Source organism: Bacillus cihuensis, from assembly GCF_000504145.1.
Classification (GTDB): Bacteria; Bacillota; Bacilli; order Bacillales; family DSM-1321; genus Peribacillus; species Peribacillus huizhouensis.
Genome location: NZ_KI632495.1, coordinates 453852 through 480311 on the forward strand (window position 1 = coordinate 453852; position 26460 = coordinate 480311).

Genomic DNA, 26460 nt, shown 5'->3' on the forward strand with positions numbered 1-26460 from the left:
GTATTATATCTGTACCATTTTCTACTTTTCTAAAAAACAGTTCTGATATAATTAAAATATTAATTGGTACAGGCTATAAAAATAAACCATTTATTTAACTATCTGTACCGGTACAGTTGAAGGAGGATCCATGTATGAGCTCAAAATATATCGAGATTATGGAAGAAATTAAGCTTCGGCTAGCAGACGGGGCGCTTATTGCAGGGAGTAAACTACCTTCTGTTCGTCAGATGTCTGAGCATTTTTCATGTAGCAAAAATACAGTCATTAAAGCATACGAGGAACTAGAAAAAGAACATTTAATTTATTCTGTTCCTAAAAGTGGCTACTTTGTTGTGAATGAATTTCAAATTGCGACGAATGAAAATGACGTGATTGATTTCTTGTCTGCTGGTCCAGATAAAAATGTTATGCCTTATGTTGAATTTCAACATTGTATGAATCAAGCAATTGAACAATATAAAGAGGAGCTTTTTACATACTCTGATCAACAAGGGCTTTACACATTAAGAGTACAGGTAGTGAAATATTTGCAGAATCTACAGGTGTTTACTCAACCTGAGAGAGTAGTCGTTGTATCTGGCTCACAGCAAGCCCTGAATTTATTAGTTTCAATGCCGTTTCCAAATGGAAAAAATAACATTCTAATTGAGCAGCCTACTTATTTCGGATTCATTGAGTCTATCAATCTGCACCAAGCTACTACTTTTGGAATTGAGTTATCGATGGAAGGGATTGATTTTGATCGTCTGGAATATATTTTCCGAAATAATGATATTAAATTTTTCTATATTATTCCAAGATTTCACAATCCACTTGGACATTGTTACTCGAATAGCGAAAAGAAAAAAATCGTTGAGTTAGCTGAAAAATACGATGTGTATATAGTTGAAGATGATTTTTTAGGAGACCTTGACCCAAATCCTAAATCAGATCCCTTGTTTTCATTTGATCCTTCTGGAAGAGTAATTTATATTAAAAGCTTTTCGAAAATTTTTCTTCCAGGGTTAAGGATTGCTACTGTCGTTCTTCCTACATTAATGATTAACAATTTTTTACGATATAAATTTAGTTCGGATTTTAATAGTTCAGCACTTTCTCAAGGTGCGCTTGAAATATATTTAAAAAGCGGCATGTTTAATAGCCATCTCAAAAAAGTAAAAGAGGTATACCGTACTAAAATGCACATCCTTCAAGAAGCGTGTGAATTATTGCTACCAGCTAATACTCACTTTTCTAAACCAACTTCAGGATTCTATCTATCCATTAGTTTGCCAGAGAATGTAACAGCAAAACAGGTAGCCCATATGCTAAACGAGCTGCATATATATGTTGATGATGCCTCTAGAATGTTTTTACCAGAATATAATAAGGAAAATCTCCTTCGAATATGCATCTCTCAAGTGAACGAGAGTCAAATTAAACTAGGGGTAGAGCGTTTGGCTCACTGTATTGCTTTAATTGACAGTAGAAAAAATTATAGTACTCCATGGGTAAGTTTATATAGAGGGTAGTATCAGGATTATGCGGATTTCCAATGCTAAGAAAATATGCTCAAAACAGTTGTTTATGTGACTTAGAATTTGAGCAAACATTTGAGACATATTTACTCTCCAAATTTACAAGTTTTTAAATAAAATAAAACCTCTCAAATGAACTGCCCCGTAAATGTTAGACAGCAACTAATATTTACGGGGTGCTTTTATGTCTAAATATACAGTAGAAATTAAAATACAAGCGGTGGAACGCTATTTAACTGGAAACGAAAGCTATAAAACCATTGCAGAATGCATTGGGACAACTACCAATCCTGATAGCCACCAAGTAGGTTTAGAATGGATATATATAAGTGATTTATTGCAGTATAGGATATACCCCAAAGAATTAAGAAAATATATAATAAAGTAATTTAATGATGAAAGTCTCAAGTATATTTAGGGGATATTAATTGAAATCTTATTCCCAAATTGGGCGCTTTAATTGAACATCAGGACCAGATCAGCAACTCCATTTCTTATGCAGGTAACAGTATTCGTATAATTAAGTGATATTAAAAGAAGCAAATATTATCTTTAAGTAGGTGAAATCGTGGTACAAGTGATTAAAGAAATTTTTTTCTCTAAGCAAGCAATACAAGGCCGAGATAATAAAACGATCAGATGGTCTAAATTCGACAGAAATTTATAAGTGGTACAAGTGGGAGGAACCATATGAATATGATTACTGGGGTTCCATTAAACAAGGGGTTTCTTTATTTGATACAGAGGAACGTGCAATAGAAGGAGCTATTCAACAGCTAAATGAACTTTTAGGTGAGAATACTAACCAATAATAAAAATACTAGTTTCATTGGGTCATCAAGATAACATATTTGAGCTGTAGCACTACAGTATGTAAAAAAGGGAAAATCTACCCTTTCTTACATACTGTAAGTGTCTGGTACAGCATTTAAAGACCCGATAACCACGGTCTATATGGCACATACTACTACCAAAATAAATGGTCAGGAGGTAGCATAAATTTTTATAGGACTTTAAATATGCATATGGATTAATATTAATTATTTTAACGCAATTAAGGTTTACTATATTATTTTAAGTTTAATGTTATAATTTGTTAGTTTAATAATCGCGATAGGATTCAACCTAAGTTTTTGTTGATCCTGAGGACCCTTTATTTCCTGCAATTCGTCAGTTACGATGTTTTGTCAAAAAGACATCTTGGGCAGCTTTTACTCCAGCTCCTGCCTCAAATGAATATCCAAAGTCTTGTAATCCCGCTTCCATTAGAGAAATAGCTTCTAAAATATCACTTGGGAAGCAATAGCCCATATGACCGAATCTGAAGATTTCACCTTGCAATTTTCCTAGGCCTCCGGCAAAATCAAGATAATATTTTTGCTTTAGGTGTCCGATGTATTTACCAAGATCTACACCTTCAGGAGCACGGATAGCGGTAATCGTAGGTGAAGCATCTTCCTCGCTTGTTAATAAGCCAATACGAAGAGCCCTCATTCCTTCACGAACCATATTTTTCATTAATTGATGTCTTTCTATTGTTTGCTGGAATCCTTCTTCCTCAATTAGATCACATACTGCAGATAATCCATAAATAATAGTAATTGCTGGTGTATTAGGAGTCATTCCTTTAGCAAACCATTCAAGATAGGTTAATAGATTTAAGTAATAGGCTGGAGTCTGATTGTTTTCAATGACTTTCCATGCTTTTTCACTAACGCTAATAAAAGAAAGTCCTGGAGGAAGCATCATCGCTTTTTGTGACCCTGTTACTAAAATATCAATTCCCCAGCTGTCCATCTCTCCCGGTACTCCGCCTATGCAGCTAACCCCATCGACAATAAATAAAGCGTCTGAATGTGTACGGACAACGTTCGCAAGTTTTTCTATTGGATTAATGACGCCAGTAGATGTTTCGTTATACGTAGCAAAAACAGCTTTGATATTTTTTAATGGTTTTAAGAATTGGATAAGATCATCTTCTGTACAGGCTTGGCCCCATTCTTTTTCAAGCTTATGTACCTTAAAGCCATATTTTTCACAAATTGAGACAAAGTAATCTCCAAATGCGCCAATAGTAATAACAACTACTTCTTCTCCTGGTGAAACAGTGTTAATTGCTGCAGCCTCCAAAGCAGCCGTACCACCGGATGGAATTAGTAATATGTCTTGTTTTGTACCAAAGAGCGGTTTAACGCGATTCGATGTTTCCCTAAAAAACTGAACAAATTCTTCACTTCTGTGGCTGACGATATTGTTATTCATTACTTGTTGAACTTTCTGTGGAATAGGAGTAGGACCGGGATGTCTTAAAATGTTTTGGTACATGTAAATTCCCTCCAATATTAAATTTAATAATTACATCAATTATGACACAATTTTAATAGTAAGGTGGCGATTCGTTATGTCGGAATTAAAGTATCAAAATATCTTGTCGTAAAGAGATCTGAGAATATTGACCTCAATCTTTGTTCACGTATGCGTTTCTGCTATTTTTAGTTCAATAGCTAAACCAATATAAAAATAATATCTTTGATAATATAGCTTTAAATACTGATTCTATTGGAAGGTAAAAAGCGCACAAAGTAAACTAGCGATTGTTTAATATACTTTAATTAACTCCTGAACATTTCTCGATCCAATTAAGAGTATATGGGACAATAAATGAAAACGTTGTCGAAATATATCAATGTTAGCGAAAAATCGAAAAATCCAATTTTCTATGATTGGATATTATTTTGGTAAAATCAAGTGCCCAAGAAGCAATGAAAAATTCCGTAGGTTTTTCTTTTGCCCCTTAAACTCCAGCTGGATTAAATTTATAAGAGATTGTGAAGAGTGGTACGAAGTAAAATGTTATGATTTCCATAGTTTACGCCGGGAGAGTATAGGATATAATAATAATTTTGATCAACTTTATTTCAAAACGGAGATTTTCATTAGTTATCAAATAAAGGTTTGTTTCGTCATTTTATAGCTTTTCTTAACGAAAAACATTTTGAAAATGTAGTTTCATTCGGCAAACAAGAGTGATAAAATCATTTTACAAATTTCGGTGACGATGCTGAAAGTGATTCGATTCATAATGCAGTAGAATGATATATTTCAGCTATGGAAGTCAGCAGCTGAAATGAGGAAATAAACAAAAGTTAAGAGCCGACAAGACATTTGGTCTTATCGGCTCTTCGATGAATTACCTGTATTATTGTTATAATTCAAAATGAGAAAGTGTTAAAATATTTTCTGGGAATTTATTTTAAAAACTAGTGCCAGAGAAACTCCTAATTACAATCTCAAGGGTTTTGTTTACCACAAATCTCGGCAAAGCCTCAACTAGTATGGTATGAACTCATATGTGTGAATGAACTTTTTCTCCTTGCACCCAGACTTCTCGAATATTTTCAGGACGAGCAAGATACATGATCTTCTGGAAGACATCATGTAAATTTTCATTTGCATGAAAAATTGGCAGTTTTGCTGATTCTATTGTCGTATCGATGATTTGTACATCCCAAGCATAGTTTTCTGTCAAGCGACCGATTGGCAAGCTTAAACTTTCACCACCGCCAACAGTTGCTAAATAAAACGCTTCATTAATGGTGATCCGTGAATTGGGTACACCGCGTTCGTTAGCAGAAAGTGCAGTATTAACACCATCTTCTAACATTCTTGATGACATCACTGCCTGCCTAGCATTATCGAAAAGACTAGGTGAAAAACCGCCAGAAATATCGGATCCTAAACCAATTTCAACACCTTTTGAGTGCAAATGGGCGATTGGAATAACACTATTAGCAAAGTAGGCATTTGAGATCGGACAATGGCTAACAGCAGTACCTGTTTCAGCAAATAAATCTGCATCATCATCATTTAAGAAATTACAATGCGCCATGATAGATTTATCACGTAATAGACCAAAATCATGTAAAGCAAACGCATCGTTCTTATTGAATCGATCTTGTACATAACCATGCTCCCAATCACTTTCACTGCAGTGTGATTGAACGTACGTATCATACTTAGCAGCTAATTCTCCTAATCCTTTTAAAGCATCGTCTGTACAGCTCGGAATAAACCGTGGCGTAACTACTGGGTAAACACCTTGTTTCGATGATTTCGCCAATTCTGTGACAGCAATAATAAATTCTTCTGTATCCGCTAATGCTGTTTGCGTATCAACGTCACGATAATATTCTGGATTTTGTTCGGGGTTATCCATAACAACTTTTCCAACTAAACCGCGTTGCCCCTTTTCAGCGCAAATTTTAGCAAGTAATAAACTTGCTTCTTTATGTACAGTGGCAAAATAAAGTGCAGTAGTTGTTCCATTTGCTAGTAGGGTACGTACTACATCTTGGTAGACATCTTTCGCAAAATCTAAATCTGAAAATTTAGACTCAATTGGGAAGGTATAAGTGTTTAACCAATCATAGAGTGGAATGTCTAAAGCCGTTCCTGCTTGAGCCCATTGAGGCGCGTGAACATGTAAATCGACAAAACCAGGAAAGTAATATTGGCCTTCTGCTAAACGGTGAAAGTTTTCTTCTCCTTGGTAAGCATCTAATAAGAATTGATAGTCGGCATCTTCTGGAGCAACGATTTTCTCAATCATTCCTTTATCATTAATGCAAAAGAGATTTTCTTTTAAAATTTGGACTTCTTTTGGTGACTTGCTGGAAAAAGCAGTTCCTTGAAAAACTTTTGTATATTTTTTCATTTTTAACACCTTATTGTTCGTATTTTGGAAATATATTTGCTATTATAGGGCATTTAAAAAGCAAAGTCTATTAAAAGAAGAACAAGAAGGGAAGCTAGTTTTCGTATCTATTTGGTTTCTCAACATGCAAATGTGATCATTAAAAGTACAGTATAGGATAAAGAATACGTATGGAATGAAGTGTTTTGAAATAATAAAACATTGTACCCATTTTCTTGAGAAGTGGATAATGGCGAAGGATCACAATTCAATATACGTTATAATTATGATTTTGCTTTACTTAATGTAGGCTAGCTACCAATTCAATTCTTTATAGCTAATAATGATAACAAGTAAGAAGGTAATTGCTGTAGTTACCTAATGTTGAGGATTATTATTAATCGACTAATGCAAATTAAACAAATAATATCTCGTTCCTGCTATCATTGTAAACGATTTATCCCGGGGGACGTAAAAAACCACCGTCAAGATTAGAAGAATCGAAGAAGCGTATGAGAGGAGGGTGACTGTGAATCATTGAATCGGGTTTGTAGGGGAACTTTACCTATGCTACGTGAAGATATTATTGACAATAAAACGAGACTAACAATTAGGGAGGATGATGAATTCCCCTCTGATTGAAGCTTTACTTATTTTAAGAAATTCGTTGTTGTACTTTCTTCTAATATTCTTGCTAACTATCATTCACTAATTTAGAGGCTCATATTAATTCCTCTGAAACGCTTCATCTATTACTTTTCCCTCAACGAAGGAAGGAGCTTCTAGCTCGAGTAAACGATAAATCGTTGGGGCGATGTCAAGATTGGAGGTTGAGCCGATTTTCTTCCCTTTTTTCAGTTCCGGTCCGGTAGCGATAAAAACGGGTTTCAGCTCACTTCTTTTTTGGTTTCCACCGTGAGTTCCTAATTCAACTGGTGAATCTACTCGTTTTGAAGTACCACTTCCCATGACATAGCCCGGAGTTCTCAGCAATAAGAGATCTGCTTCTATTACTGTTGAAGTTTGCGCAATTCTTGAAAAAGAATTGTACTTTCTTTAACTCAGGTTGTATATAAGACGTTTTCTAAAAGTATTTCAAGAAGCTCACCCTAATTTAAAACAGTTTAAAGAAGATATACATTATTCATTCATTGAATATAGTGGTGGCAATATAACTCATTGGTCATTCTTAGATGATGAAACAGAAGCTGATGAAGGACATGCTTCTATGAATGCTGAAAAAATCTGCAGCACTCTTTTTTTGATTTCAGACAAAGACGGTGATGATAAGCGTCCTCGACAAGAAAAGTTAAAAGAAGTTCTAGGAGAAAGGTATTATTGTTTGGAATGTAAAGAAATTGAGAATATACTCTCAGCAGATACAATAAGAGAAGTAATTACTGAATACGAAAAGGGTACACTAGAACACCTAACCAACAAAGACTTTACTCAAGAAGAATACAAAAACAAGCATTTAGGTACCTATATAAATTCTCTTTTTCCAGTACGAGCTAGAAAGAGAAGGGGTAGTTATGCTGCAGATTCAGGAACTATAGTAAATAAATTGGATTTCTGTAAAAAAGGTATTGCCCATATAACTGCGTATGATCAATTAAGTGAGGAAGCCCAGAAATTAAGTCATGATATTTATAACTTTATAAAAGCACACAATGAGTAACAACATTTATTTAAAAAACTCTCAATTAGAGAGCTTTTTTCTTTAGTCGAATATTGATAATAATGAACTTATTGCATAGGCTAAAAAGCATTAATCAACTTAGTCCAGACTTGGATACATTGGATTAATGCTGTATCCAAAAGATGGCTCATACAATTATTCATATAAATGTTATCTAAAGCTTAGAAAAACCTCATTTACTTATGGTACGGTTCACCGTAACTATTCTAACAGCAAACTTTAATTTGAACCTTTGCTTCTGTTACTATAGTTACTACATTAATTCCCAATGCTTCATTTTCAAAATTAGGTTTATTTTCAGAATCACCTTCATTTTGGTTTGGAAATAGAGTTTCAAAAAAAGAAACTCCATAAAATCATTTAAATCACCATACTGCAAGGCATTTACATAATTATTTTAACCCCGTCCTTACTTAACGGGGTTATGCGTGTTTTAGGTTTATTATTAAATAACTTTATTGTCACTTTTCAGTTATTCTTGAAAATGTAACTTAGATTATATATTTTTCATTCTCTTAACTATGCTTGTGGATGTTTTAGGTAAAACTATTCTAGTTAAAATAGATCCACTAACAAATGGATATATATTTTAGAATAGACTCACCTTTTTACATATTTCCTGTTAAAAAATTACGAGCTTTATTATTTCGGGCATCTATGATTCTAGTAGCGAAGAACAAAGCCTTTAAAGCCCTACATCATTATTACACAACGAGACCTGACAATCCGTTGAAAAAGATGCAGTCTTTAATTACTTTATGTAATAAGCTCATACGCATTCTCTTTTCTATCGGGAAAAAACAGTTTGTATTCCAGGAAGAGAAAATGTTAAAGGATATCGCCCATATGCATGCATTTATTCAAGAACCAATAGCAGCTTAATCAATATAAAACTGACTTTTGACAAATAGATAGACAGATCATCAGACAAAATCAGCATGGGATTAGTTGGCAACGAAACTAACGTAAGGACATAGATCCTGTAGGGCAGCATGACCGACATCCACCTTATGGAAAGGTTGAACGAAGGAATGTAGGAGCGTAGACTCTGTGAGACTTGGGAGGGTAGACCCCCATAAGATATGTGGACATCCATTGGTGCGTACATACCTATTTATCCAACTTTTTGTGGATTTGAAATGAAGTCGTACCGGTTGTAAAAAAGATGTACTGTTTAAAACAAAGTTATACCGTTTTACTCCTTTGGATTTTTTATCTAACGGGGTGTTTCTTTGTAAAAGGACTAACTTAATTAAGTAGTTCAGTGTAAACTGAATTTATAGAAATAATTGAATTGTTAGGTGATAATAAAGTCGTTTAAATCATAATATAGTTGTTTAAAAAATAATAAAGTCAATTAAAATTAAAATTAAAATGTCGATTATGCTATTCAACAAATGGGCCAGATTGTGGAATAATACCGGTCTATTAAATTGGATATTTATGTTAATATATAAATGACATTTTATATTATTGGAGGAACATGAATGCGAATTTCACTTTTAGGAATTTCCATTTCGCTTTTTGGAATAGCACTTATACTAACATCAAGCGGTTCAGCAACTTCATTTGGACTTTTGGTTTCATTTTTAGGCTTAGCAGTTTCTCTTACTTCTTGTTTTCTAAAAGAATGAGCTAAATTCTTACTTTAGTACGATCCGAAAAGACTCCTTCTTCAACTATTAACTTAGTAAATGAAACCTATGAAGTACTTAGTCATATAAATAAACAAGGAGGGATAAGTTGAGGTATTTTCTTATAGGAATTATTCTATCCATTATAGGTTTCTTAGTATCTTTAGTTGTGTGGGGAATGGATAAGGCTTATTTCATTCCTGGTGGTATTGGATTTTTTTTCATCGGAATATCAATGATTTTTTCAGGTTCAATGGCAAGTGGAGACCAAATGAGAGCTAACTTTGCAACGGAATCTGTTGAAGACAGGCGTAAACGAAATAGAGTTACTTTTCGTTCAGCTTTGATTGGAATACCTAATCTTGTTATGGCGTTCTTTTTTTACTTTTTCTTGAACTAAAAGGTGCTTGTGCGGCCGAGCCTAGGTCGTATCATATAGCGGGTGGGATTCCCGTCGAGAAAGAACTAGCCATTCACTCGTAGCGAGTCTTGGAGTGCTAATGGTAACATTAGCCTTTAAGCGTAGACAGTTAGGTGGCGGGCCGAAAGCCAAATGGTTGAAGGGATTGAGCTCCATAATGTTAGTAAATCGAGAGGGCTGATGCCCTAAGCACAGCAGAAAGCTACATTTTATCCATCGTTAAAGGCAAGAAGGATAAAACCTCTCTGGAGTCAGAGACCTTGGCACGTCACACATTGATATGATACGGCAACTCGGGAGACCCTACCGGTCTTTTCTTCTTATAGAAGAGTATGGTGTACAAGCGATAATAAGCAAGGAAGCCAAATGCCGTTGTAGGGAGTCGGATAGCAGCGTAGTACCAATGAAGTTGGGTAATGCCGATGGAGGAAAGGCTGCTACCAAGTTATCACCCTTACTAGGGACACATTTACTACACGCAGAGGTAGGGATAATAAATGGAAACAAAACTATTAAGGATAGCAGAATTAGCAAAATCTGAACGGAAGAGATTACCTATATTTTGTGAATGGTGACTAGGAGGAGCCATGTGCGTAAATAGCGCAAGCACGGTTCTGTGAGGGGGGAGGAACACAATCTACCGCAAGGTAGAGAGGTTCCCTTCTACTCGACTGATTCAACAGCGTGACCACCAATTTGATCATATCAATGTACGAAAATATACTAAATCATACATTCGGAAAAATCCTTACTAAAGGGCAAGTTAGCGTTAGTTTAAGAGGAATTTTTAATATCCAATCAAGTTAATGGAATTATGTGTTAAAGTTTCACTAAAAAGATTTGGGGATTAAAGGAAGGGAAAGATGAGAAATGTAATTTATATATTTGTTACTGTTGTGATTTGGATATTATCAGGAACTTTTTTGTTCATTCATAGTAAAGGGGCGATGAATGTTAGTCCTTGGGGAATGCACAATTTTGTTAATATAACGATACAAATAGCAGTTATTCTATTACCTGTTATTGGACTATTTTTGTCAATTTTTATTAAGAAAAGAGTCATAAAGTATGTAATGATTCTGGGATGCTTAATAAACATTTATTATCTCTCCGTTCCATTTATCTTTGCTTGGTTACATTACTTTAAGGCCATTTAATGGAAAAATATATGCTAAAAATGAACCAATAAGATTGCTAGCTTTGAACTATAACGGAGGTGGAATTTTTGAAAAAAGTTTTAATCCTTGCATCCACAATACTTTTATCAATGTTAGTTGCCTGTCAATCAATTAAGGAACAATCAATTAAGGATACCTCAGATTTAGTTATACCTACTAAGGATAGTATTATAAGCGATGGTTATCCAACAAATGAAAATGGGCAAACTTACGGTCCTAATATGGCAAACTTAATGCTTGTTGAACCTGATTTAATGTTGGCAGAAGATGAGAACGGTGTATTAGGATATATTTATCAGGCTGAAGGTATGTCTTCGCCAAGTGAGTTAGATGAATATAATAAATCATTCAAAGAATCTACACCATTATATTTACAAGATGGTAAAACGCTTATTGGTACATTTTATTTTACGCATTGATTGTAAGTCGAAAATAAACTGTAAACATCTTCTTCAACAATCGGGCGCTTTAATTAAACAAGTAGCTAAAGGGATCTTCCAGCCGAAGATCCTTTTTCAGTGCCGATAACATGTGATTATGTTAAGTACCTTAAGGTGCTCTTTTCCATGTACGAAAATATCTAAAATCATACATTCTTAAAAGATTTCTTCAACTAACGAGCAGAATAGTTGAAGAAGACTTGATTTATAATAGGATTTCCGTTCTACGTATAACAACTAGGAGCTTTGGAGTGATGTTAATGAAGGCTTAATTAACAGCATCAGCTAATTAATAGTTGTTTTATACTGTTATAGACATAAATACAACTAATACAAAACTTACTTGAATTGAAGGGAAGATTATTTTGTCATTTCAAATTGTAGTTGACTACAAAGAATATTCATCATACGAACATGATTGGACTTTTGACGAACTCTACACTTCTATTGATTTTTTTATAAATGGTCAATCGTTTTTTAAAAACTATTTCCGTTTAGCGAAAAAGATTGAAAAAAATCACAAAGATTTTGATGAGTGGATCGAGCAATTATATATCAATCCAAATGGAAAAGAATATTACCCATTGTTTCAAATTATTATTGACTTAAATATTAGTATTAAAAATATTCTAGATTCAGAAATTTTAATATTGGATGAAGATTCATCCCAAGAGCAACTTGTATTCCATAGAATAGCTGATGAAATTCATATCTTTTTTTATCCATACAGTCGTGTTTGGTATGACGGAAAGACTATAATTGCTTCAAAAGAAATCCCAAAAAAGTCAAATTTTATAGTTGATGTAAATGAATTTGTCAAAGTGATTGAGGACTCTGTTTCTGAAATTCAGGAATTTTTATTGAAAAGACATTCGAATATTTACAAAATGATGTTAGTACAACGAAGTTTTGGTTTAGATAAAAAATGGAATGAAGAATTTGGCAACTATAAAAAAACATTTACAGAATAGTTTAAACTACTTATTTAGCTAGTTAATATATTCTTAATTATAGTTAGTTAACGAGTGCGATTGCTCAATAAGGGCAGTCGCTTCTTGAGCTACCAGGTAGCTTTAGTGAAAGAAGAATTTGCATAAAACAGCCTTTTTTATGCAGATACCAGGCTTCTTCAGAAGCCGAAAATGTTGATTTATCAACCATGTATAAAATCATGTATAAACGATAAAAATGGACCATTCGGAACCCCTTGAGCACCAAGGGGTTTTATGTTTCGAAACTTCCGGAAATTGACTTTATGTAAACTAGATTTGTATAGAGTATTCATGTGATACTTTAAAGTCTTATTCAACTAAAGGGCCATATTGTGGAACAACAACTTTAGATTGTGAATGTTTGTACTTAGACGAATGGGTGTGTTAGTTGAAGAAGGAGCCTCAAAATAATCAAACTTTAAAGGAGGTTAACAGATTTAATAATGAGCAAACAACAATCTTTTACAAAAGAGCCAAATAAAAAGATGACCCCTATTCTCAATTCAGAGATCATCTTCTTTTTAATAGTCTCGTATGAAGGACACTTTTCTTTTTTACTCACTTACTAAATCCCGTTTTTTATAGCCGATGAAACCAATAACGATTATGAAGAGAGCCAATAATTTGATGAGGATGATGGCTCCCCATTTCCATTCTTCAATTGGAATTTTTGGAATATAGCTAAATACATCTAGGTTGGTTACGAATTCCGGAATCTCCATCATTTGCCCAAAATAACTGATAAAGAAAGTAAATATTAGATAAGCCCAAATGATCATCGTAAAGCGCGGCAACCAACCAATTAGGACAGACAAAATGCCGATAAAGAAGAAAATCGCAGGTATCCACACAATCCCAGCCTTAGTAATTTCCCAGAAACTTAACGGTGTTTCCATGACACTTCGTTGGGCCAAATAGAGCCCTAATATTGCAGAAAATTGTCCAACCACTCCTAGTATGGAAGCCATTATCACATGGTACCAGTAAAATTTTGTGCGACTTAATTTAGTGGCATAAAGCTGATCCCAGTGCCCTTTCTTTTCTTCGTTTACGAGCCTCATGAGACTTCCTACAATAAAAATCGTAGTCAATAGAGATAAAATCACGAAGAGAACGCTCATAAATTGTTCTTGTATGGTGTAATCTGAATTATGAAGGAACATTTGCTTCATGATTTCATTTTCACTTACAAAATCATCCATATCTCCAAAAATGGACCCATACATAGCTCCACATATAAAGAGAGCGAAGAGCCAGCCAATAATAAATATTTTTTGCAGCCGTAATACAAGGCCAGGAAGACTCAACAGACGTTCTTTTGCATGTGCATGCCCAGCGCGTTCTGGTAAATATCCAGCCCCCAGATCTCGAGCTTGTTCCAAAAGATAAGAAACTGCAATGAAAACGATACTGGTAACAAAAGCAATGACGATTGGAAGCCAGCTATCACTAACGTAAACATTTACTAGATAACTCCATCCCAGCGGGTTGAACCAAGAACCATCTGGTGCGTTCATATCTGTTGCCATTCGAAGGATATAAAAAAAGCCAAGAGTCAAGAAGCTCAGTCCTCTTGCACTTCTAGCTCCAGCAGCTAATTGGACAAATATGAGTGCAATCATTGCCCATAAGAACCCTTGCATACCTAATGAAGCGGAATATAACAAATTACTGGAAAAATCCATTCCAGGTACATCTTGGACTTGTAGTAAGCCTGTAGAAAGAGCGATTATGACCAAATGTAAAAGAAGCATTTCGATAACGACTGCTGTCGTGTTGGCCAGTCGACCAACTTGAAAGGAACGAATAAGCTCTGTTGTTCCATCATCCTCTTCTTTTCTTGTCCGACTGATTACATGCATAATCGATACAATGGCAAATACGAGTGCCGTAAAGAGGATCATTTCATGTGCGTACATTGCTCCCAATGTATACGTTTCGGCAGTAGCTGATGTTGGTCCAAGCATGGCAATCATTGCTGGATTCTTTAAGGTTTCATACATAGCCATCAATCCAGCAGGGTCTTTTCCATAGATTTCATACATTGCACTCGCAAAGCCGCCTGTGAAAAGACTTAAGGCCACTGCCCAAATGAGAAGCTTTAACCAATCTCTACGTAATGTATGAAGAAAGAGCATTCCAGTCATATTAAAGCAATTTTTCATTTTTCTCACCTACTTTCCAGTGTAATGACGCATAAACAATGCTTCAAGAGTCGGCGGTACACTCTCGAGCTTTGTTACATGGTAAGGCATGATTGCTTCTAGAATGGTCTCAATTTGATCAATATCGGCTTGGAAAACAGCTTCTTTGCCATTGATCACTAGGTCATGCACACCGCTCACCTGTTTTAATCCAATCGGTACGTCACGAGTCGTAACTTTGTATTGATATCGGGTTAAATGTCTTAATTCATCTAATGTTCCAGTTTCAATTACTTCTCCTTGACGAATAATCGCTACGCGGTCACATAAGCGTTCTACCTCGCTTAAGATGTGGCTGGAAAGAAGGATGGACTTTCCTTGATTTTTTAAATTTTCTACTTCCTCTTGAAAGACAGCTTCCATTAGAGGATCAAGACCGCTAGTTGGTTCATCAAAAATATAAAGTTCTGCATCACTAGCAAGTGCGGCAATAAGGGCAACTTTTTGACGGTTTCCTTTTGAATAAGTCCGTGCTTTTTTCTTAGGATCCAGGTGAAATTTTTGAATTAATTCATCGCGTCGTGCATCGTTTTTCGTTCCCTGCATGCGCATAAAAACATCAATAATTTCTCCGCCTGTTAAATTTGGCCAAAGGTTTACATCGCCAGGAACGTAGGCAAGTCGTTTATGGATTTCAATCGAATCTTTCCAGACATCCTTCCCGAAGATTTTGGCTGCTCCTCCGCTAGATTTTATAATGCCCAGCAGGATGCGGATGGTCGTCGACTTTCCGGCTCCATTTGGTCCTATAAAACCTAATACTTCACCTCTTTTTAATTCCATCGTTACATTTTTTAAGGCTTGTGTTGATTTATATTTTTTTTGTAGGCCCTTAATTTCTGCTATAACCATTCGTCTCATCTCCTATTCTGTGAGATTGAAGATTTTTACTAAAAACATATTTATAGTTCATAATATACGTTCATTCCTATATTAATTCAAACTATTTTTACTAAAACGTTTGAATTAGTTCAAAAAATCAAATACTATATATATGTAGAAAGTAATTGAAAAACGGAAAAAATGTGGTGAGAAGATGACGAAAAAAAATGGCTTTGATCTAAGACGTGAAAAGAAAATGAAAATTATTGAGGAAGCTACGCTTGAATTGCTGAATAAAAAGGACATTTCAAATATAACCATGGACGAGATTGCAAAAAGTGCGGGTGTTAGTAAAGTAACCTTATTTAATTATTACAATACAAAAGATAATTTAATAAATACCGCGATTCAGAATTCATTTGCCTCTATCCATAAAGAATACGAACGATTGATTGAAAGTGATTTATCTTTTGAGCAAACGTATATGGAACTCACGCAATATAAAATGAAAAAAATCCAAAGTACGACATCAGTGTTTTTTCATAATGTGATGCAGCAATTTGCAAGTGAACAGACTTTTTTTGATAAGGATACACAAGAAACAAGTGATCGATTAGTTTTAAGAATGTTTCAAAAAGGGCGTAAAGAAGGAAAAATTAATCCCGCATATTCTGATGAGGTTTTATTGATGTTTATGCATATTTTCACGGAGGGACTGAAGAGTCAAGCGATTAATAGTGATAACTTGATAAAATATAGCCCTCAAATCACTCAAATGTTTATGAATGGCTTGCGTTAAAGTAATCTCGACAAATCGAACAAATTATTCGATATATGTGTTAAAGATTTAGGACAAATATAATAACTATTGCTGCTTGTTTAGCTAAAGGGTGCTTAGTTCAATAAGACATGTAGATGAGATCTTCAGCAATCGGGCGCTTTAATGCATATGAATGATTTATAAGTGGAGGTTTATATGATGACTTTTTTTGATTGGAAAATTGATATGGCAGATAATCTTAAGCCATATGTAGATATTGAAAATAAAAGAATGGCTATTTTGACAAATGAGGATGATGAGATTCATATGGCTTTAGAATTTGATGTGAATAATAACTTGGTTATGCACCCAAGATGGAATATTAATATTACTATCTTAGGGTATAAACACATAAAGTTCACTACTAATTCATAGAATTTACAATAGATTAACCAAATAATGATATTTGATTATTCAAAGAAAAGGGCGCATTTCCAGAGTAGGGATTTGCGCTTTTTTACATGAAAGGGCCATTAAATGGAAGATAACAATTGCTTAACATAAGGCGATTTGAAATAATTGGTATATAGCTAAAGAGCGTTTTGGTATTAGATCAATCCTATTTATAATATTTTGTTAGATAAGAGGAGTGGAGGGAATGAAAGAAAATTTAAAATTAGCTTGGATAGCTTCGTGGTTTGCACTTGTGGGACAGCTAGTGTTTTTTATTGGAGTGTCGATTTTTACAGGAGAATGGCGTTATGTAATGTGGAGTTTTATGGTGAGTATGCTAGCTGGTGTTCCTAGTATGATTAATACTTGGCGAGCACAGAAAAAAGCGAACAACAATAAAATTGAACAAGTCCAAAAGAACTCTTAATATTCTTATTCAACAAAAGGGCGCGATTGTTGCAGAATGATTGGGCTTTTAAACGACTTTATTGTTATTTCCACGAGTTCTTATTCAGTAATTGTACAATTTATTTTTTACACCTTCCACGTTTTCGGACGGTGTAATGCGTTTTTTCTGATTCAAAATTAAACATCTTTATTATCATTACACATGAATGATATATGGAAGTTTGTGAACAAATGAACTTAAACTAAAGGGCAGATTAGTTTAAGAAGCGAAACTTTCTGACTTTTCATCCGTATATAATGTAAGGGGGAGATTTTTATTCATACAATAATAAATAGAATATCAATTGCAGTGATTGTACTAGTTGTAGTTTTATTTTTGGTAGATAAATCTATTTTAGGAGTTAATTTTATAGGGGTTATTCCTTTAATTTGTTTAGTCTTAGTCACTTCCTACATTGGTAAATTAGAGAAAAAAGCTGAAATTGATAAAAAAGTAAAAATAATAAGTTGGATTTGTTTTTTTGCAACTGCAATTATAGGTTTAGTGCTAATTCTTTCGTTTCCTGATTTTTTTAATACATATGGTCTCTAGATCAACAGGAAACGGCTTTTAGCTTATTCAACAAAATGGTGCGTTAGTGGAATAAGGAGATTTAAAATAATCAATCTTTTTTATAAATTAACAGTTCTAAAATAAAAGAAAGCAATCGTTTTGATCAATCTTTATTCAAAACGATTGCTTTTTACATTCAGTAAAATCAAGGATTTAAGGTGATTTATAATCAAACTTTATTTTAAAGCTACACTTTTTGAAATTAACCGAAGGTTGGCTAGTTTCGTGCGCTCATTTTCTTCGTAAACTGTCTGATTGTGTTCTTTTCGTTCTAATCAAATCTGTATAGTTAAATAAGTTAGGTAGTAATATAGAGAAAAACTGCGTATTTAAGAGATAAGTGTTTGTTTATTGAGGGAGGTTAGTGGAATAAAAAGTGAATTAATCCATTATTATGTGTATTATGTTAACTGCATAAATCAGGTTTACAGAGGTTATAAAGTTGTTTAATTTGCAATTATTTTGTGGTAATGAAATTAAATATCAAATAAAGGAAATATCTTCTTGACAGTCGAATTTTAGTATAGAACCATAATTAACTATTCCGATGAGGAGGATTCTTGTGCGTCCACGACCATTATCTATTGAAAATCCAGAGCATGCTAGGTATGTTAGTCTTGTGCCAGATGGTGATATTGAAGAAATACTTAGTAAGCAACGAACTAAGACCATTACCCTCTTGAGCAGCATATCAGAGGAGTCAGCAAGGAAGGCGTACGCACCAGGGAAATGGACTTTAAAAGAAGTGATTGGGCATATGACCGACTCTGAACGTGTGATGTCGTATCGAATGCTTGCCATTGCACGAAATGAAAGTGCGCCACTCCCAGCAATGGATCAGGATCAATACGTTTCTGCAGCAAACTTCAACAAATTATCCTGGGAGCAGCTACTAGCTGGTTTAGACACGGTACGCTCCAACACGTTAAGTCTTATTTCAACCATTGATGATGCAGCATGGGATCGTAATGGAACTGTAATGAACAGCCCAGTTTCGGTAGGTACCCTTGCATATGGCATTGTCGGGCACGAGTTACACCATATGAAAGTGATTAGTGATAAATACTTATAAGTCTTTTTCTATTAATTAAAAAACCTAATTTCTCATTTAATGCTGAGAAATTAGGTTTTTTAATATTGAAACTTCCTTAAGGTTGTAAATCCGCATTTTCCTGACGCTACTGTACAGAGATAATAAAGTTGTTTAATTTACAATAAAGTCATTAAAAAATAATAATGTTGTTTAAAAATCCTTATGTCACTAACGGTGCAGGTTCAAGAGAGATTCAGGCTAAAATTACCTGATGTAATACATAAAAATAACTATTATTATTGATTAGAAAACAAAGTATAAAATGGATGTGAAACACACATTATGGATTTGATTGATTTTGTTTTTTTAATAATAATGGCAGTTATTTATGTTGTAACATCTAAAGAAATGAAATTAGCAATATTTGATTATTTATTAATAATTTTACCTTTTTACTGTATTTATTATTTAATTGGTTTCTTGTTAAACATCCATAGAGATTTTCTTAACACTATCAGTATTATCGTGTGGTTATTAATGATAAATCGTTTCTTCAAGATTAGTTCAAAAATCAGAAAATATATAGTCAAAAGAAAAATGAGTAGACATTGTTGAACTAACAGGTGCTTTAGCTCAATAAGGGAGGTTGCTGAAGCAACCTTTTTGTTATGCAAAAAAGGTCTTTTCCAAAGACCTTAAAGGAGTAATATCCGGTAGACAAATAATTGTTACAAGGGTGGGAGGATATTAAAAATATCTTATCAATTATCAGGAGGATTTATGGAGTGAAGAATTGGGTAATTCGAGTTTTAGTTATTATTGCAGGGTTACTTCTAGGGGCTGTTTTGAGAATTCTATTTCATTAACCTTATTAAACTAAAGGGTGCTTTAGTTGAACAAGAACTTGCTTATTAAGTAGATTCTTTGCTTCGCAGTACAATAATACTCTGCAATAGAAAATGCTCTTTCACAATTTTTACATGATTTTGAAACGAAAGCGAAGAAATACGTAACTTTATAGAGGTAGTGATTTTTTTGAATAAATTCAGTTTAATTTTGTATTCAACACTTTTATCAATAGTGTTACTTGGTTGCCAACAGGAAAATGGAATTGATAATCCCAAAAAACCTTATTCTTCTGAGGAGGCTATAGAGAATGGAGATGTAGTTGATCTTCATGGGGAAATTAGTAACTTAAATGAATTTGAGAATTTTATCGAAAATGTTAAGGATAGTGCCAAAGATCAAATTCGTCTCACAATGTACACCATTGAAGGAGACCCAATTTTCTATAATCTAAATTATGACGGTAATAAAATTCAATTTACTTATGATAATTCACAAGACGGATATGCAGGTTCTGGAAAAGGAATAAAAAGTACGTCTTGTTCTAATATAGACTCGAGAAATACTGAAAATGGAGTTGAGTATAATTTAAGTGAGTGTTCTTCTGAAGTTGGAAATACCTTTAACTTTTTAGTTACGGAATAAATAAAGGTAGAGAAAATTCTGAATATTATATTCAACAATCGGGCGCGATTATTTAAAAAAATTTATTTTTAAATGACTAAATTGCTAGAGAATCCTTATTAAAAATTTCACAACTTTATTTTACCCCCATCCAAAACAGGACGGGGGTATGCATGTTTGAAGTAATCTTGACATTTCCTTACTGCGGGTGGTGACAGCTTCGCTGGTAGTAGCCCATTTTATAGAACTTTAATAGGAGATACTACAATTTAAGTAGTGCCACTTTTATGTTTTTAAAAGTAAATTTTAATGACTTTATTATTTCTATTCACCTAAAGACACTAAATCCCATAATTAATGCATCTAATTTTTCTTAAGCCTTTTTTGTCTCATCATCTGTATCCTTAAAAAATTTCACAACCTTACCTGTAAACCCTATATCAAGAAAAGAAAGTCATGAAACTTCCTTTCAATAGCTTTCTTCATAACATTTTTTAAGTGTTTTTTTACTTAAATAAAAATTGGGTAGTAAATTCATCTTTATTTGTATGATACCTAGTACATCGAAGTCTTGGTATTTACTTAACCTTAACCATCTCAATTCTTTCCATGTCTAAAGGTATGGTGGTTTTTGCCACTGGACAAGCCGTTTTCGGTTTGATGTATCAAATACTCCAATTTGTCTAAAATACGTCCAACTTTTCGCCCTTATTATATATTATATTGTCATTATCAACACAGATTATAAAAAACAGAAAAGAAAGTCATTTATAGATTTAGTGTCCAACTCACAAAAATAACTAAAACTAGCTTGTATCGTTCACTTTTTGCAGTTTTTTCAAGGGAAGGTGCTAAAGTTTGTAATGTTGTACAAAAAAACGACTTATCATAAATGATCCATGCTGTGGACCGGAAATCTCTATTGGATTCACTTGAAAGAACAATCGAGATTTTCAAAATGAAAAAAAGATATTCTCAGTATGAACTATACAATGACCGTAAACTGCTTGCTATGCTAATTGAAGAGCATGAGATGAATATTGTTTTTGAAGAGACGGCCTGGGAAAATTCAAAAAAAATGAACGAGGAATATAGTATTGTGGATTGGAGAAGTTTCGAGTTAGTAAAAGCGCAAGGCTTAGCAACCTATATTCATTTATATCAAGAAGATCTTAACCTTTATAAGCGACTCGTGGCCGAACATAGCGATCAAATTGCTTAATGAAAGGCGAAGTAAATTATTCAAAAGAAAACAGTGCACTTGAATAACGTAACCAGTTAAAAAAAAGAGATCATTCCATCTAAGAACATTGTAACTCTAGTATATGCACTCCAGGCTAGATGTTGTTTTTGAAGATTATACCACTTCACAACAATAAATATTAACAAAACAGACAGTTATCACTTTAGGTGACTATGGTTTTTTTAGTTCTTAGATGGGTTTAAAATGAATATTCAGTTAAAGTCGCTTTCTTATTTTTGTACAATACTAGTGTAATAAAAAACAGCTTAAATGATCATTTAATCGATTATTCGAGACCCGCATGTTTTTCTTACAATTAATTCAGCAGGTAATAAAATATTATGATGATTATTTGTATCGTTATTTGTAATCTTGTCGATAAGTAATTCCATAGATTTTTGGCCAATTTCATACCGTGGAATCCTTATTGTTGTAAGTTGAACAGAGCGCATACTAGAAATAAACAAATCATCAAAACCAACGACTGCTAATTCTTCTGGTACCTTTATCCCTAAATCACCAGCTGCATCCAGTACCCCTAAGGCACCTAGATCACTAATATTAATGATAGCAGTAGGTCGGTTGTTTGAATTTTTTAACAATTCCTTTGTGAGGTCATAACTTTGCTGGTACTTCGCTTGACCAGATGCAAGCCAATCTTCCTTTGTTGGAAGGTTAGCATCTTTCATTGCTTTTAGAAATCCCTTAATTCTCAGGTTATTAATCGACGATTTAGTAACGCCTGTCATAAAAGCGATTTTTTTATGACCCAAGTTAATAAGGTGATTAGTGGCATCTATAGCCGCTTGTATATTATCTGCAACAACTGTGTCCATATTTATACCATCTAATAACCGGTGGGCAAGGACTATAGGGTATTTATCTTTTATTAAGTTCTCCATTAATGAACGATGATGATCTAATACTGTTGTATTAATAATTCCGTCAACTTTTCCTTCTCTTAACTGCATAACAGCTTTTATGAACCGGTCGTCTTGATCGTTTGTGTTGACAATATTTAATGTATAACCTGATTGATAGGCAACTTGTTCACAAGCTTTTGCAATATCCGGATAAAAAGGATTCGTAATATCGGATACTACTAAACTGATTACCTTACTATTTTTTACACGTAGCCCTCTTGCTACTGCATTGGGAACATAGTTCAATTCTTTTATAGCTTCTTCAACTCTTTTTTTCTTTTCTGGACTTACGAACCGTGTATTATTTAACACATAAGAAACTGTGGCAACAGATACATTTGCTCTTTTAGCAATGTCTTTTATTGTACTCATGCTAAAACTCCTTTATAAAAATCATTTCTCTATAAAAACGCTTACCAATTTTGATTGAATTAAAGCCTGTCATTGAAGAATTAATTTTATCCCTTTTAAAGAATGATTAATAGCCAAAATTTAATCAATTATACCATATCAACTATTACCTAAGGAATGTGATGGTCCTGAATATAAATGCGTGTTTTTTATCCCGCATTAAAGGCCATTAAATCTCCCACTCAATGAAGTTTCACTTTATAAGATAGCTAGAGTAGACAACTTTTTTATTCAACTATATAATAAAATTGTCAGAAATAGAAAGCGTTCGCTATTTACTTTCGGTAAATCTAATCGATTAGATGAGCTGTTTTAGTGTTCAATACATAATTAGTATTGGAGTGTAAACTCTCTCGTTCTACTATTACTTTTGGCTAAATTCTAAGGTATTACAATAGAAAGGAAGGTAATGATAATGAGTTTTTTGGAGACAGCATGTAAAGCGGCTAAACAGGCAGGGAAGATGATACTTTCTGAGGTAAATAAGGATTTGGTTACTGAGAAAAAAAGCTCCAGCTTTGATGTAGTGACAGAGATTGACAAGCAGTCGGAGCGAATGATTCGCTCATGTATTTTGGAATCGTATCCTGATCATTCTTTTCTTGGGGAAGAAGAGACCTTTGCATCCGCACAATCGATTGATCAAATACTGGAATCCGCCCAAGACATTCCCTATCTGTGGATTGTCGATCCGATTGATGGGACAGCAAATTTTATCAATGGCATTCCCGGATTTACTGTTTCAATTGCACTGGTCTCTCAAGGAGAACTAGTGCTCGGCGTTATATATGATCCTTGCCGAGATGAATTGTTTTGGGCAGAACGAGGGAGTGGAGCGTATTGCAACGGCAATCCGATTTCAATCTCAACCGTAGAGCGAGCTGTTGATAGTGTTATAGCTACCGGCTTTGTTTCCACAACTGAATTTCGTGAAATTAACATCGCCAGCATGGAACATATCGGGAAAGAATTCAGAACGATACGTGTATTAGGATCAGCTGCCCTACATTTGGCATACGTCGCTAGTGGTAAACTTGGCGCCTTTTGGGAGTATGGTTTAAGTGTTTGGGACATTGCAGCAGGCGTATTACTAGTCAAGGAAGCTGGGGGAATGGTAACGAATACTGAAGGAGAGACGTACCAGCTCTCTAATCAAAATATCGTAGCCAGCAATTTGAAAGTACATCCAACAGTTTTGAATTGTTTAAGTCATCATTCGCTGAAATCGATAGGATAGCAGCAAGCAAAGCCTGATAGAAAATGAAGAGTAGTTCCGATAATGTGGAGAAAATCTAAAATCGCAGGTATTTTTTTCCGAAAACAGTAGAAATAGCATGATAACTAGCAGTTATTTTAGCTCATAAAAATGCTTGGAGAAATCTCCAAGCATTTTTTCATAGTGCTTAATTTTTTCCTTCAAATAAAGTACCCTTTAGACAAACAAGTTTTGCTATTGCTAAAAGTTAAAGTCTTTTGTAAATCCAGATGTAATAGACACTTTTTTCTTATAATCTATAAATAGAAATAAATTCAAAAACACTAACGATATTAACATTGTAAGAGGGATTACCCACAAGTAATCACCATTTAAAATCAATCCAATGAAAAAAATTAACAGAACCATTATAGGTGATAGAATATAAAAAACTTTTGTATTATAAAGCCAACCAAATGGAAAGAAATGTGCGCTCGTTATGATGGCAAAGAACACAAGCACTTCATTTGGGTTAGAAATAAATGCCCAAAAGATTAAAGGAAAATAAACCAACTGTGCCAAGTTCAAAATTAAACCTAAATTACCTAGTGGATTGCTCTTAGCTTTCCAATCAACTTTCATTATTTTTGAAATAATAACTGCTAACGGAAACATTAGTCCAGTTGCGTACAAAGTAATTATATTCTTCGTATTGATTTCAAATGATTGTAAGAATAGGATGGTTATGATACCCCATATAATTACACCTGATAACAAAAAAGAGGTACCATTTTTTCCTTTTACAGATAACTCATTTTTCATAGTCAATAAATCCATATTTTTTACCTCCTTTATTTATAAATAATATAATTGAGAAGTTACAATAATTATTAAAATTTCATCTGTAAATATTTTACTAATCCACATTATATAAGTAAAACCATTCACAATCTATATTAACATAAATTTTCCATTTCACTTCAAAAAATAGTATCTTAGCATCCAAATTCTAATATTAACAACAGCTCTTGTCACTCAGTTATTTACAATGATTTAGATATTCAACTGTCTACTTGGTAGTTTTTTGTGTTATATTAACCGCCATTTTGACAACAACGACAAAAAATTAAAAATAATACACTGAATAATTTGATGATTCTAAATGGTTGAGCTATATTTGCATAGTACATATTTTTAAGGGAGGATTTAAAAATGGCTAATTTTACGTGGCAAGGACATCCAGTAACACAAATAGGAAGAGACCTAAGGGTTGGAGATACTGCTCCTAAATTCACAGTACTAGCGAATGACTTATCACCTGTTACACTCACTGACTCAAAAGGAAAAGTTCGTTTAATTTCTGTTATACCTTCTATTGATACTCCTGTTTGTGATGCACAAACACGTCGTTTTAACGAAGAAGCTTCTAAATTAGGTAATGTACAGGTTCTTACGATTAGCGCTGATTTACCGTTTGCACAGGGAAATTGGTGTGCAGCAAATGGTATTGATAATGTACAAACATTATCAGATCATCGTGATCTTTCATTCGGAGAAGCATATGGTGTTGCTATCCAAGAACTCCGCTTATTAGGGAGAGCCATTTTTGTTGTTGATACAAACGACATAGTAACATATGTTGAGTATGTTAATGAATCAACAGACCATCCAAATTACGAAGCGGCATTAGATGCTGCTAGAGCAGTATTATAAACAAATAGAGTAATTGAAGATCATATGTTGAAAAGATTTAAAGGATCGTACATATTAGTCAAGCTAATATGTATGATCCTTTATTTGTATTTTCTGCTTCTAAATGGGATGATCTCGGAATTAAACTTTCGATCCACAGTAGTGAGCTGAAATTACTGCGACTCCACTTTAGACAACAAGGGAACTATTAAAGGGACATCCCGAAGCTTTAGCTATCACGGAAGCAACAAAATGACCGAAATTTATTAGTTATGTTATTATCCCCCAATCAATAGCACTACATTATGAAGCTAATTATGATGAAATTTGTTATTAATTATCAAGAAGTACCGTTTTTTACAATCATATATAGGGAGATTCTATTAATATAAATGTAAATCAAATGTATTCTACACAAAAGATATTTCATTGATTTGAAAAGCTAATTTTCAAATTTGAATTATATCTTTATCTAAAGTTGAAGAAAGGGTCCGCTATTGTTAATTAGAAATTAACAAATAGTAACATGTTTAGTGTTGGGAAATTATTTTTAGGTATACGTAAATATATTGGAAAATTACTTGTATTTACCGTGGTATAAAATGGAGGCTGATAAAACATCAACTAGATTCAAATCAAATGATTACGAAAAAATT

General features: G+C 33.7%; 22 protein-coding genes and 1 pseudogene. 16 read left to right on the forward strand and 7 right to left on the reverse strand.

Going from position 1 to position 26460, the window contains the following annotated elements; translation table 11 throughout:
- The first annotated feature begins 134 nt into the window (after positions 1-134).
- Positions 135-1514 (forward strand): aminotransferase-like domain-containing protein, encoded by a 1380-nt coding sequence (locus V179_RS0108010; RefSeq protein WP_028391000.1) that lies wholly within the window; start codon positions 135-137, stop codon positions 1512-1514.
- Positions 1515-1704: 190 nt separating this feature from the next.
- Complete coding sequence (locus V179_RS0108015; RefSeq protein WP_028391001.1) at positions 1705-1908, forward strand: NUDIX hydrolase; 204 nt, start codon at positions 1705-1707, stop codon at positions 1906-1908.
- Positions 1909-2690: 782 nt separating this feature from the next.
- On the opposite strand, the gene V179_RS0108020 is transcribed toward V179_RS0108015, so the two are convergent.
- From V179_RS0108020 to V179_RS0108030, 3 genes are all read right to left on the reverse strand, one after another.
- Positions 2691-3845 (reverse strand): pyridoxal-phosphate-dependent aminotransferase family protein, encoded by a 1155-nt coding sequence (locus V179_RS0108020; RefSeq protein WP_034300903.1) that lies wholly within the window; start codon positions 3843-3845, stop codon positions 2691-2693.
- A 1021-nt stretch (positions 3846-4866) separates the two neighbouring features.
- Positions 4867-6234: a guanine deaminase gene (gene guaD / locus V179_RS0108025; RefSeq protein WP_028391003.1), complete on the reverse strand. Its 1368-nt coding sequence runs from the start codon at positions 6232-6234 to the stop codon at positions 4867-4869.
- Positions 6235-6939: 705 nt separating this feature from the next.
- On the reverse strand, positions 6940-7206 hold the full coding sequence (locus V179_RS0108030; RefSeq protein ID WP_028391004.1) for a hypothetical protein: 267 nt from the start codon (positions 7204-7206) through the stop codon (positions 6940-6942).
- Positions 7207-7279: 73 nt separating this feature from the next.
- On the opposite strand from V179_RS0108030, the gene V179_RS0108035 reads away from it, so the two are divergent.
- From V179_RS0108035 to V179_RS0108070, 6 genes and pseudogenes are all read left to right on the forward strand, one after another.
- A complete protein-coding gene (locus tag V179_RS0108035) occupies positions 7280-7891 on the forward strand; it encodes a hypothetical protein (protein ID WP_028391005.1) in 612 nt (203 codons plus the stop codon).
- 645 nt (positions 7892-8536) lie between these two features.
- A pseudogene (locus tag V179_RS0108040) lies at positions 8537-8794 on the forward strand (IS110 family transposase); the annotation flags it as partial.
- A gap of 605 nt (positions 8795-9399) precedes the next feature.
- A complete protein-coding gene (locus tag V179_RS30990) occupies positions 9400-9546 on the forward strand; it encodes a hypothetical protein (RefSeq protein WP_154663995.1) in 147 nt (48 codons plus the stop codon).
- 109 nt (positions 9547-9655) lie between these two features.
- Entirely contained in the window at positions 9656-9946 is a 291-nt protein-coding gene (locus tag V179_RS0108050) for a DUF5316 domain-containing protein (RefSeq protein WP_028391007.1), read from the forward strand.
- Positions 9947-11192: 1246 nt separating this feature from the next.
- Positions 11193-11564: a hypothetical protein gene (locus V179_RS0108065; protein ID WP_028391009.1), complete on the forward strand. Its 372-nt coding sequence runs from the start codon at positions 11193-11195 to the stop codon at positions 11562-11564.
- 386 nt (positions 11565-11950) lie between these two features.
- A complete protein-coding gene (locus V179_RS0108070; RefSeq protein ID WP_028391010.1) occupies positions 11951-12556 on the forward strand; it encodes a hypothetical protein in 606 nt (201 codons plus the stop codon).
- A gap of 575 nt (positions 12557-13131) precedes the next feature.
- On the opposite strand, the gene V179_RS0108080 is transcribed toward V179_RS0108070, so the two are convergent.
- Together V179_RS0108080 and V179_RS0108085 are read right to left on the reverse strand one after the other, a co-directional pair.
- On the reverse strand, positions 13132-14742 hold the full coding sequence (locus V179_RS0108080) for an ABC transporter permease (RefSeq protein WP_028391011.1): 1611 nt from the start codon (positions 14740-14742) through the stop codon (positions 13132-13134).
- A 9-nt stretch (positions 14743-14751) separates the two neighbouring features.
- Positions 14752-15633, reverse strand: coding sequence for an ABC transporter ATP-binding protein (locus V179_RS0108085; RefSeq protein WP_200868663.1), 882 nt, complete (start codon positions 15631-15633; stop codon positions 14752-14754).
- A gap of 184 nt (positions 15634-15817) precedes the next feature.
- Between V179_RS0108085 and V179_RS0108090 the strand changes: the two genes are divergently transcribed.
- From V179_RS0108090 to V179_RS27460, 6 genes are all read left to right on the forward strand, one after another.
- Entirely contained in the window at positions 15818-16402 is a 585-nt protein-coding gene (locus V179_RS0108090; protein WP_028391013.1) for a TetR/AcrR family transcriptional regulator, read from the forward strand.
- Positions 16403-16582: 180 nt separating this feature from the next.
- Positions 16583-16798 (forward strand): hypothetical protein, encoded by a 216-nt coding sequence (locus V179_RS0108095; RefSeq protein ID WP_028391014.1) that lies wholly within the window; start codon positions 16583-16585, stop codon positions 16796-16798.
- Between the two features lie 223 nt (positions 16799-17021).
- Positions 17022-17243, forward strand: coding sequence for a hypothetical protein (locus V179_RS0108100; protein ID WP_028391015.1), 222 nt, complete (start codon positions 17022-17024; stop codon positions 17241-17243).
- 1156 nt (positions 17244-18399) lie between these two features.
- Positions 18400-18909: a DinB family protein gene (locus V179_RS0108110; protein ID WP_034300905.1), complete on the forward strand. Its 510-nt coding sequence runs from the start codon at positions 18400-18402 to the stop codon at positions 18907-18909.
- A gap of 996 nt (positions 18910-19905) precedes the next feature.
- Complete coding sequence (locus V179_RS0108120) at positions 19906-20361, forward strand: DUF4362 domain-containing protein (protein WP_028391018.1); 456 nt, start codon at positions 19906-19908, stop codon at positions 20359-20361.
- Positions 20362-21232: 871 nt separating this feature from the next.
- Positions 21233-21562 carry a hypothetical protein gene (locus V179_RS27460; protein ID WP_152534709.1) on the forward strand — a complete coding sequence of 110 codons (330 nt, stop codon included), beginning with the start codon at positions 21233-21235 and terminating at the stop codon, positions 21560-21562.
- 299 nt (positions 21563-21861) lie between these two features.
- Here the strand turns inward: V179_RS27460 and V179_RS0108130 are convergent, their stop codons facing one another.
- On the reverse strand, positions 21862-22878 hold the full coding sequence (locus V179_RS0108130) for a LacI family DNA-binding transcriptional regulator (RefSeq protein WP_028391019.1): 1017 nt from the start codon (positions 22876-22878) through the stop codon (positions 21862-21864).
- 454 nt (positions 22879-23332) lie between these two features.
- Here V179_RS0108130 and V179_RS0108135 point away from each other — a divergent pair, with 454 nt between their 5' ends.
- On the forward strand, positions 23333-24154 hold the full coding sequence (locus V179_RS0108135) for an inositol monophosphatase family protein (RefSeq protein WP_028391020.1): 822 nt from the start codon (positions 23333-23335) through the stop codon (positions 24152-24154).
- Positions 24155-24373: 219 nt separating this feature from the next.
- Here the strand turns inward: V179_RS0108135 and V179_RS0108140 are convergent, their stop codons facing one another.
- Entirely contained in the window at positions 24374-24949 is a 576-nt protein-coding gene (locus tag V179_RS0108140) for a DUF7010 family protein (protein WP_028391021.1), read from the reverse strand.
- A 375-nt stretch (positions 24950-25324) separates the two neighbouring features.
- On the opposite strand from V179_RS0108140, the gene tpx reads away from it, so the two are divergent.
- The gene (gene tpx / locus V179_RS0108145) at positions 25325-25825 is read left to right on the forward strand and encodes a thiol peroxidase (RefSeq protein ID WP_028391022.1); all 501 of its coding nucleotides are present in this window, start codon (positions 25325-25327) and stop codon (positions 25823-25825) included.
- The last annotated feature ends 635 nt before the right edge of the window (positions 25826-26460 follow it).

Bases quoted from the DNA above. Each gene is read 5' to 3' on its own strand.
- V179_RS0108010 (WP_028391000.1), top strand. From the start codon at position 135: ATGAGCTCAAAATATATCGAGATTATGGAAGAAATTAAGCTTCGGCTA.
- V179_RS0108015 (WP_028391001.1), top strand. From the start codon at position 1,705: ATGTCTAAATATACAGTAGAAATTAAAATACAAGCGGTGGAACGCTAT.
- V179_RS0108020 (WP_034300903.1), bottom strand. From the start codon at position 3,845: ATGTACCAAAACATTTTAAGACATCCCGGTCCTACTCCTATTCCACAG.
- guaD (WP_028391003.1), bottom strand. From the start codon at position 6,234: ATGAAAAAATATACAAAAGTTTTTCAAGGAACTGCTTTTTCCAGCAAG.
- V179_RS30990 (WP_154663995.1), top strand. From the start codon at position 9,400: ATGCGAATTTCACTTTTAGGAATTTCCATTTCGCTTTTTGGAATAGCA.
- V179_RS0108080 (WP_028391011.1), bottom strand. From the start codon at position 14,742: ATGAAAAATTGCTTTAATATGACTGGAATGCTCTTTCTTCATACATTA.
- V179_RS0108085 (WP_200868663.1), bottom strand. From the start codon at position 15,633: ATGGTTATAGCAGAAATTAAGGGCCTACAAAAAAAATATAAATCAACA.
- V179_RS0108090 (WP_028391013.1), top strand. From the start codon at position 15,818: ATGACGAAAAAAAATGGCTTTGATCTAAGACGTGAAAAGAAAATGAAA.
- V179_RS0108095 (WP_028391014.1), top strand. From the start codon at position 16,583: ATGACTTTTTTTGATTGGAAAATTGATATGGCAGATAATCTTAAGCCA.
- V179_RS0108100 (WP_028391015.1), top strand. From the start codon at position 17,022: ATGAAAGAAAATTTAAAATTAGCTTGGATAGCTTCGTGGTTTGCACTT.
- V179_RS27460 (WP_152534709.1), top strand. From the start codon at position 21,233: ATGATCCATGCTGTGGACCGGAAATCTCTATTGGATTCACTTGAAAGA.
- V179_RS0108130 (WP_028391019.1), bottom strand. From the start codon at position 22,878: ATGAGTACAATAAAAGACATTGCTAAAAGAGCAAATGTATCTGTTGCC.
- V179_RS0108135 (WP_028391020.1), top strand. From the start codon at position 23,333: ATGAGTTTTTTGGAGACAGCATGTAAAGCGGCTAAACAGGCAGGGAAG.
- V179_RS0108140 (WP_028391021.1), bottom strand. From the start codon at position 24,949: ATGGATTTATTGACTATGAAAAATGAGTTATCTGTAAAAGGAAAAAAT.
- tpx (WP_028391022.1), top strand. From the start codon at position 25,325: ATGGCTAATTTTACGTGGCAAGGACATCCAGTAACACAAATAGGAAGA.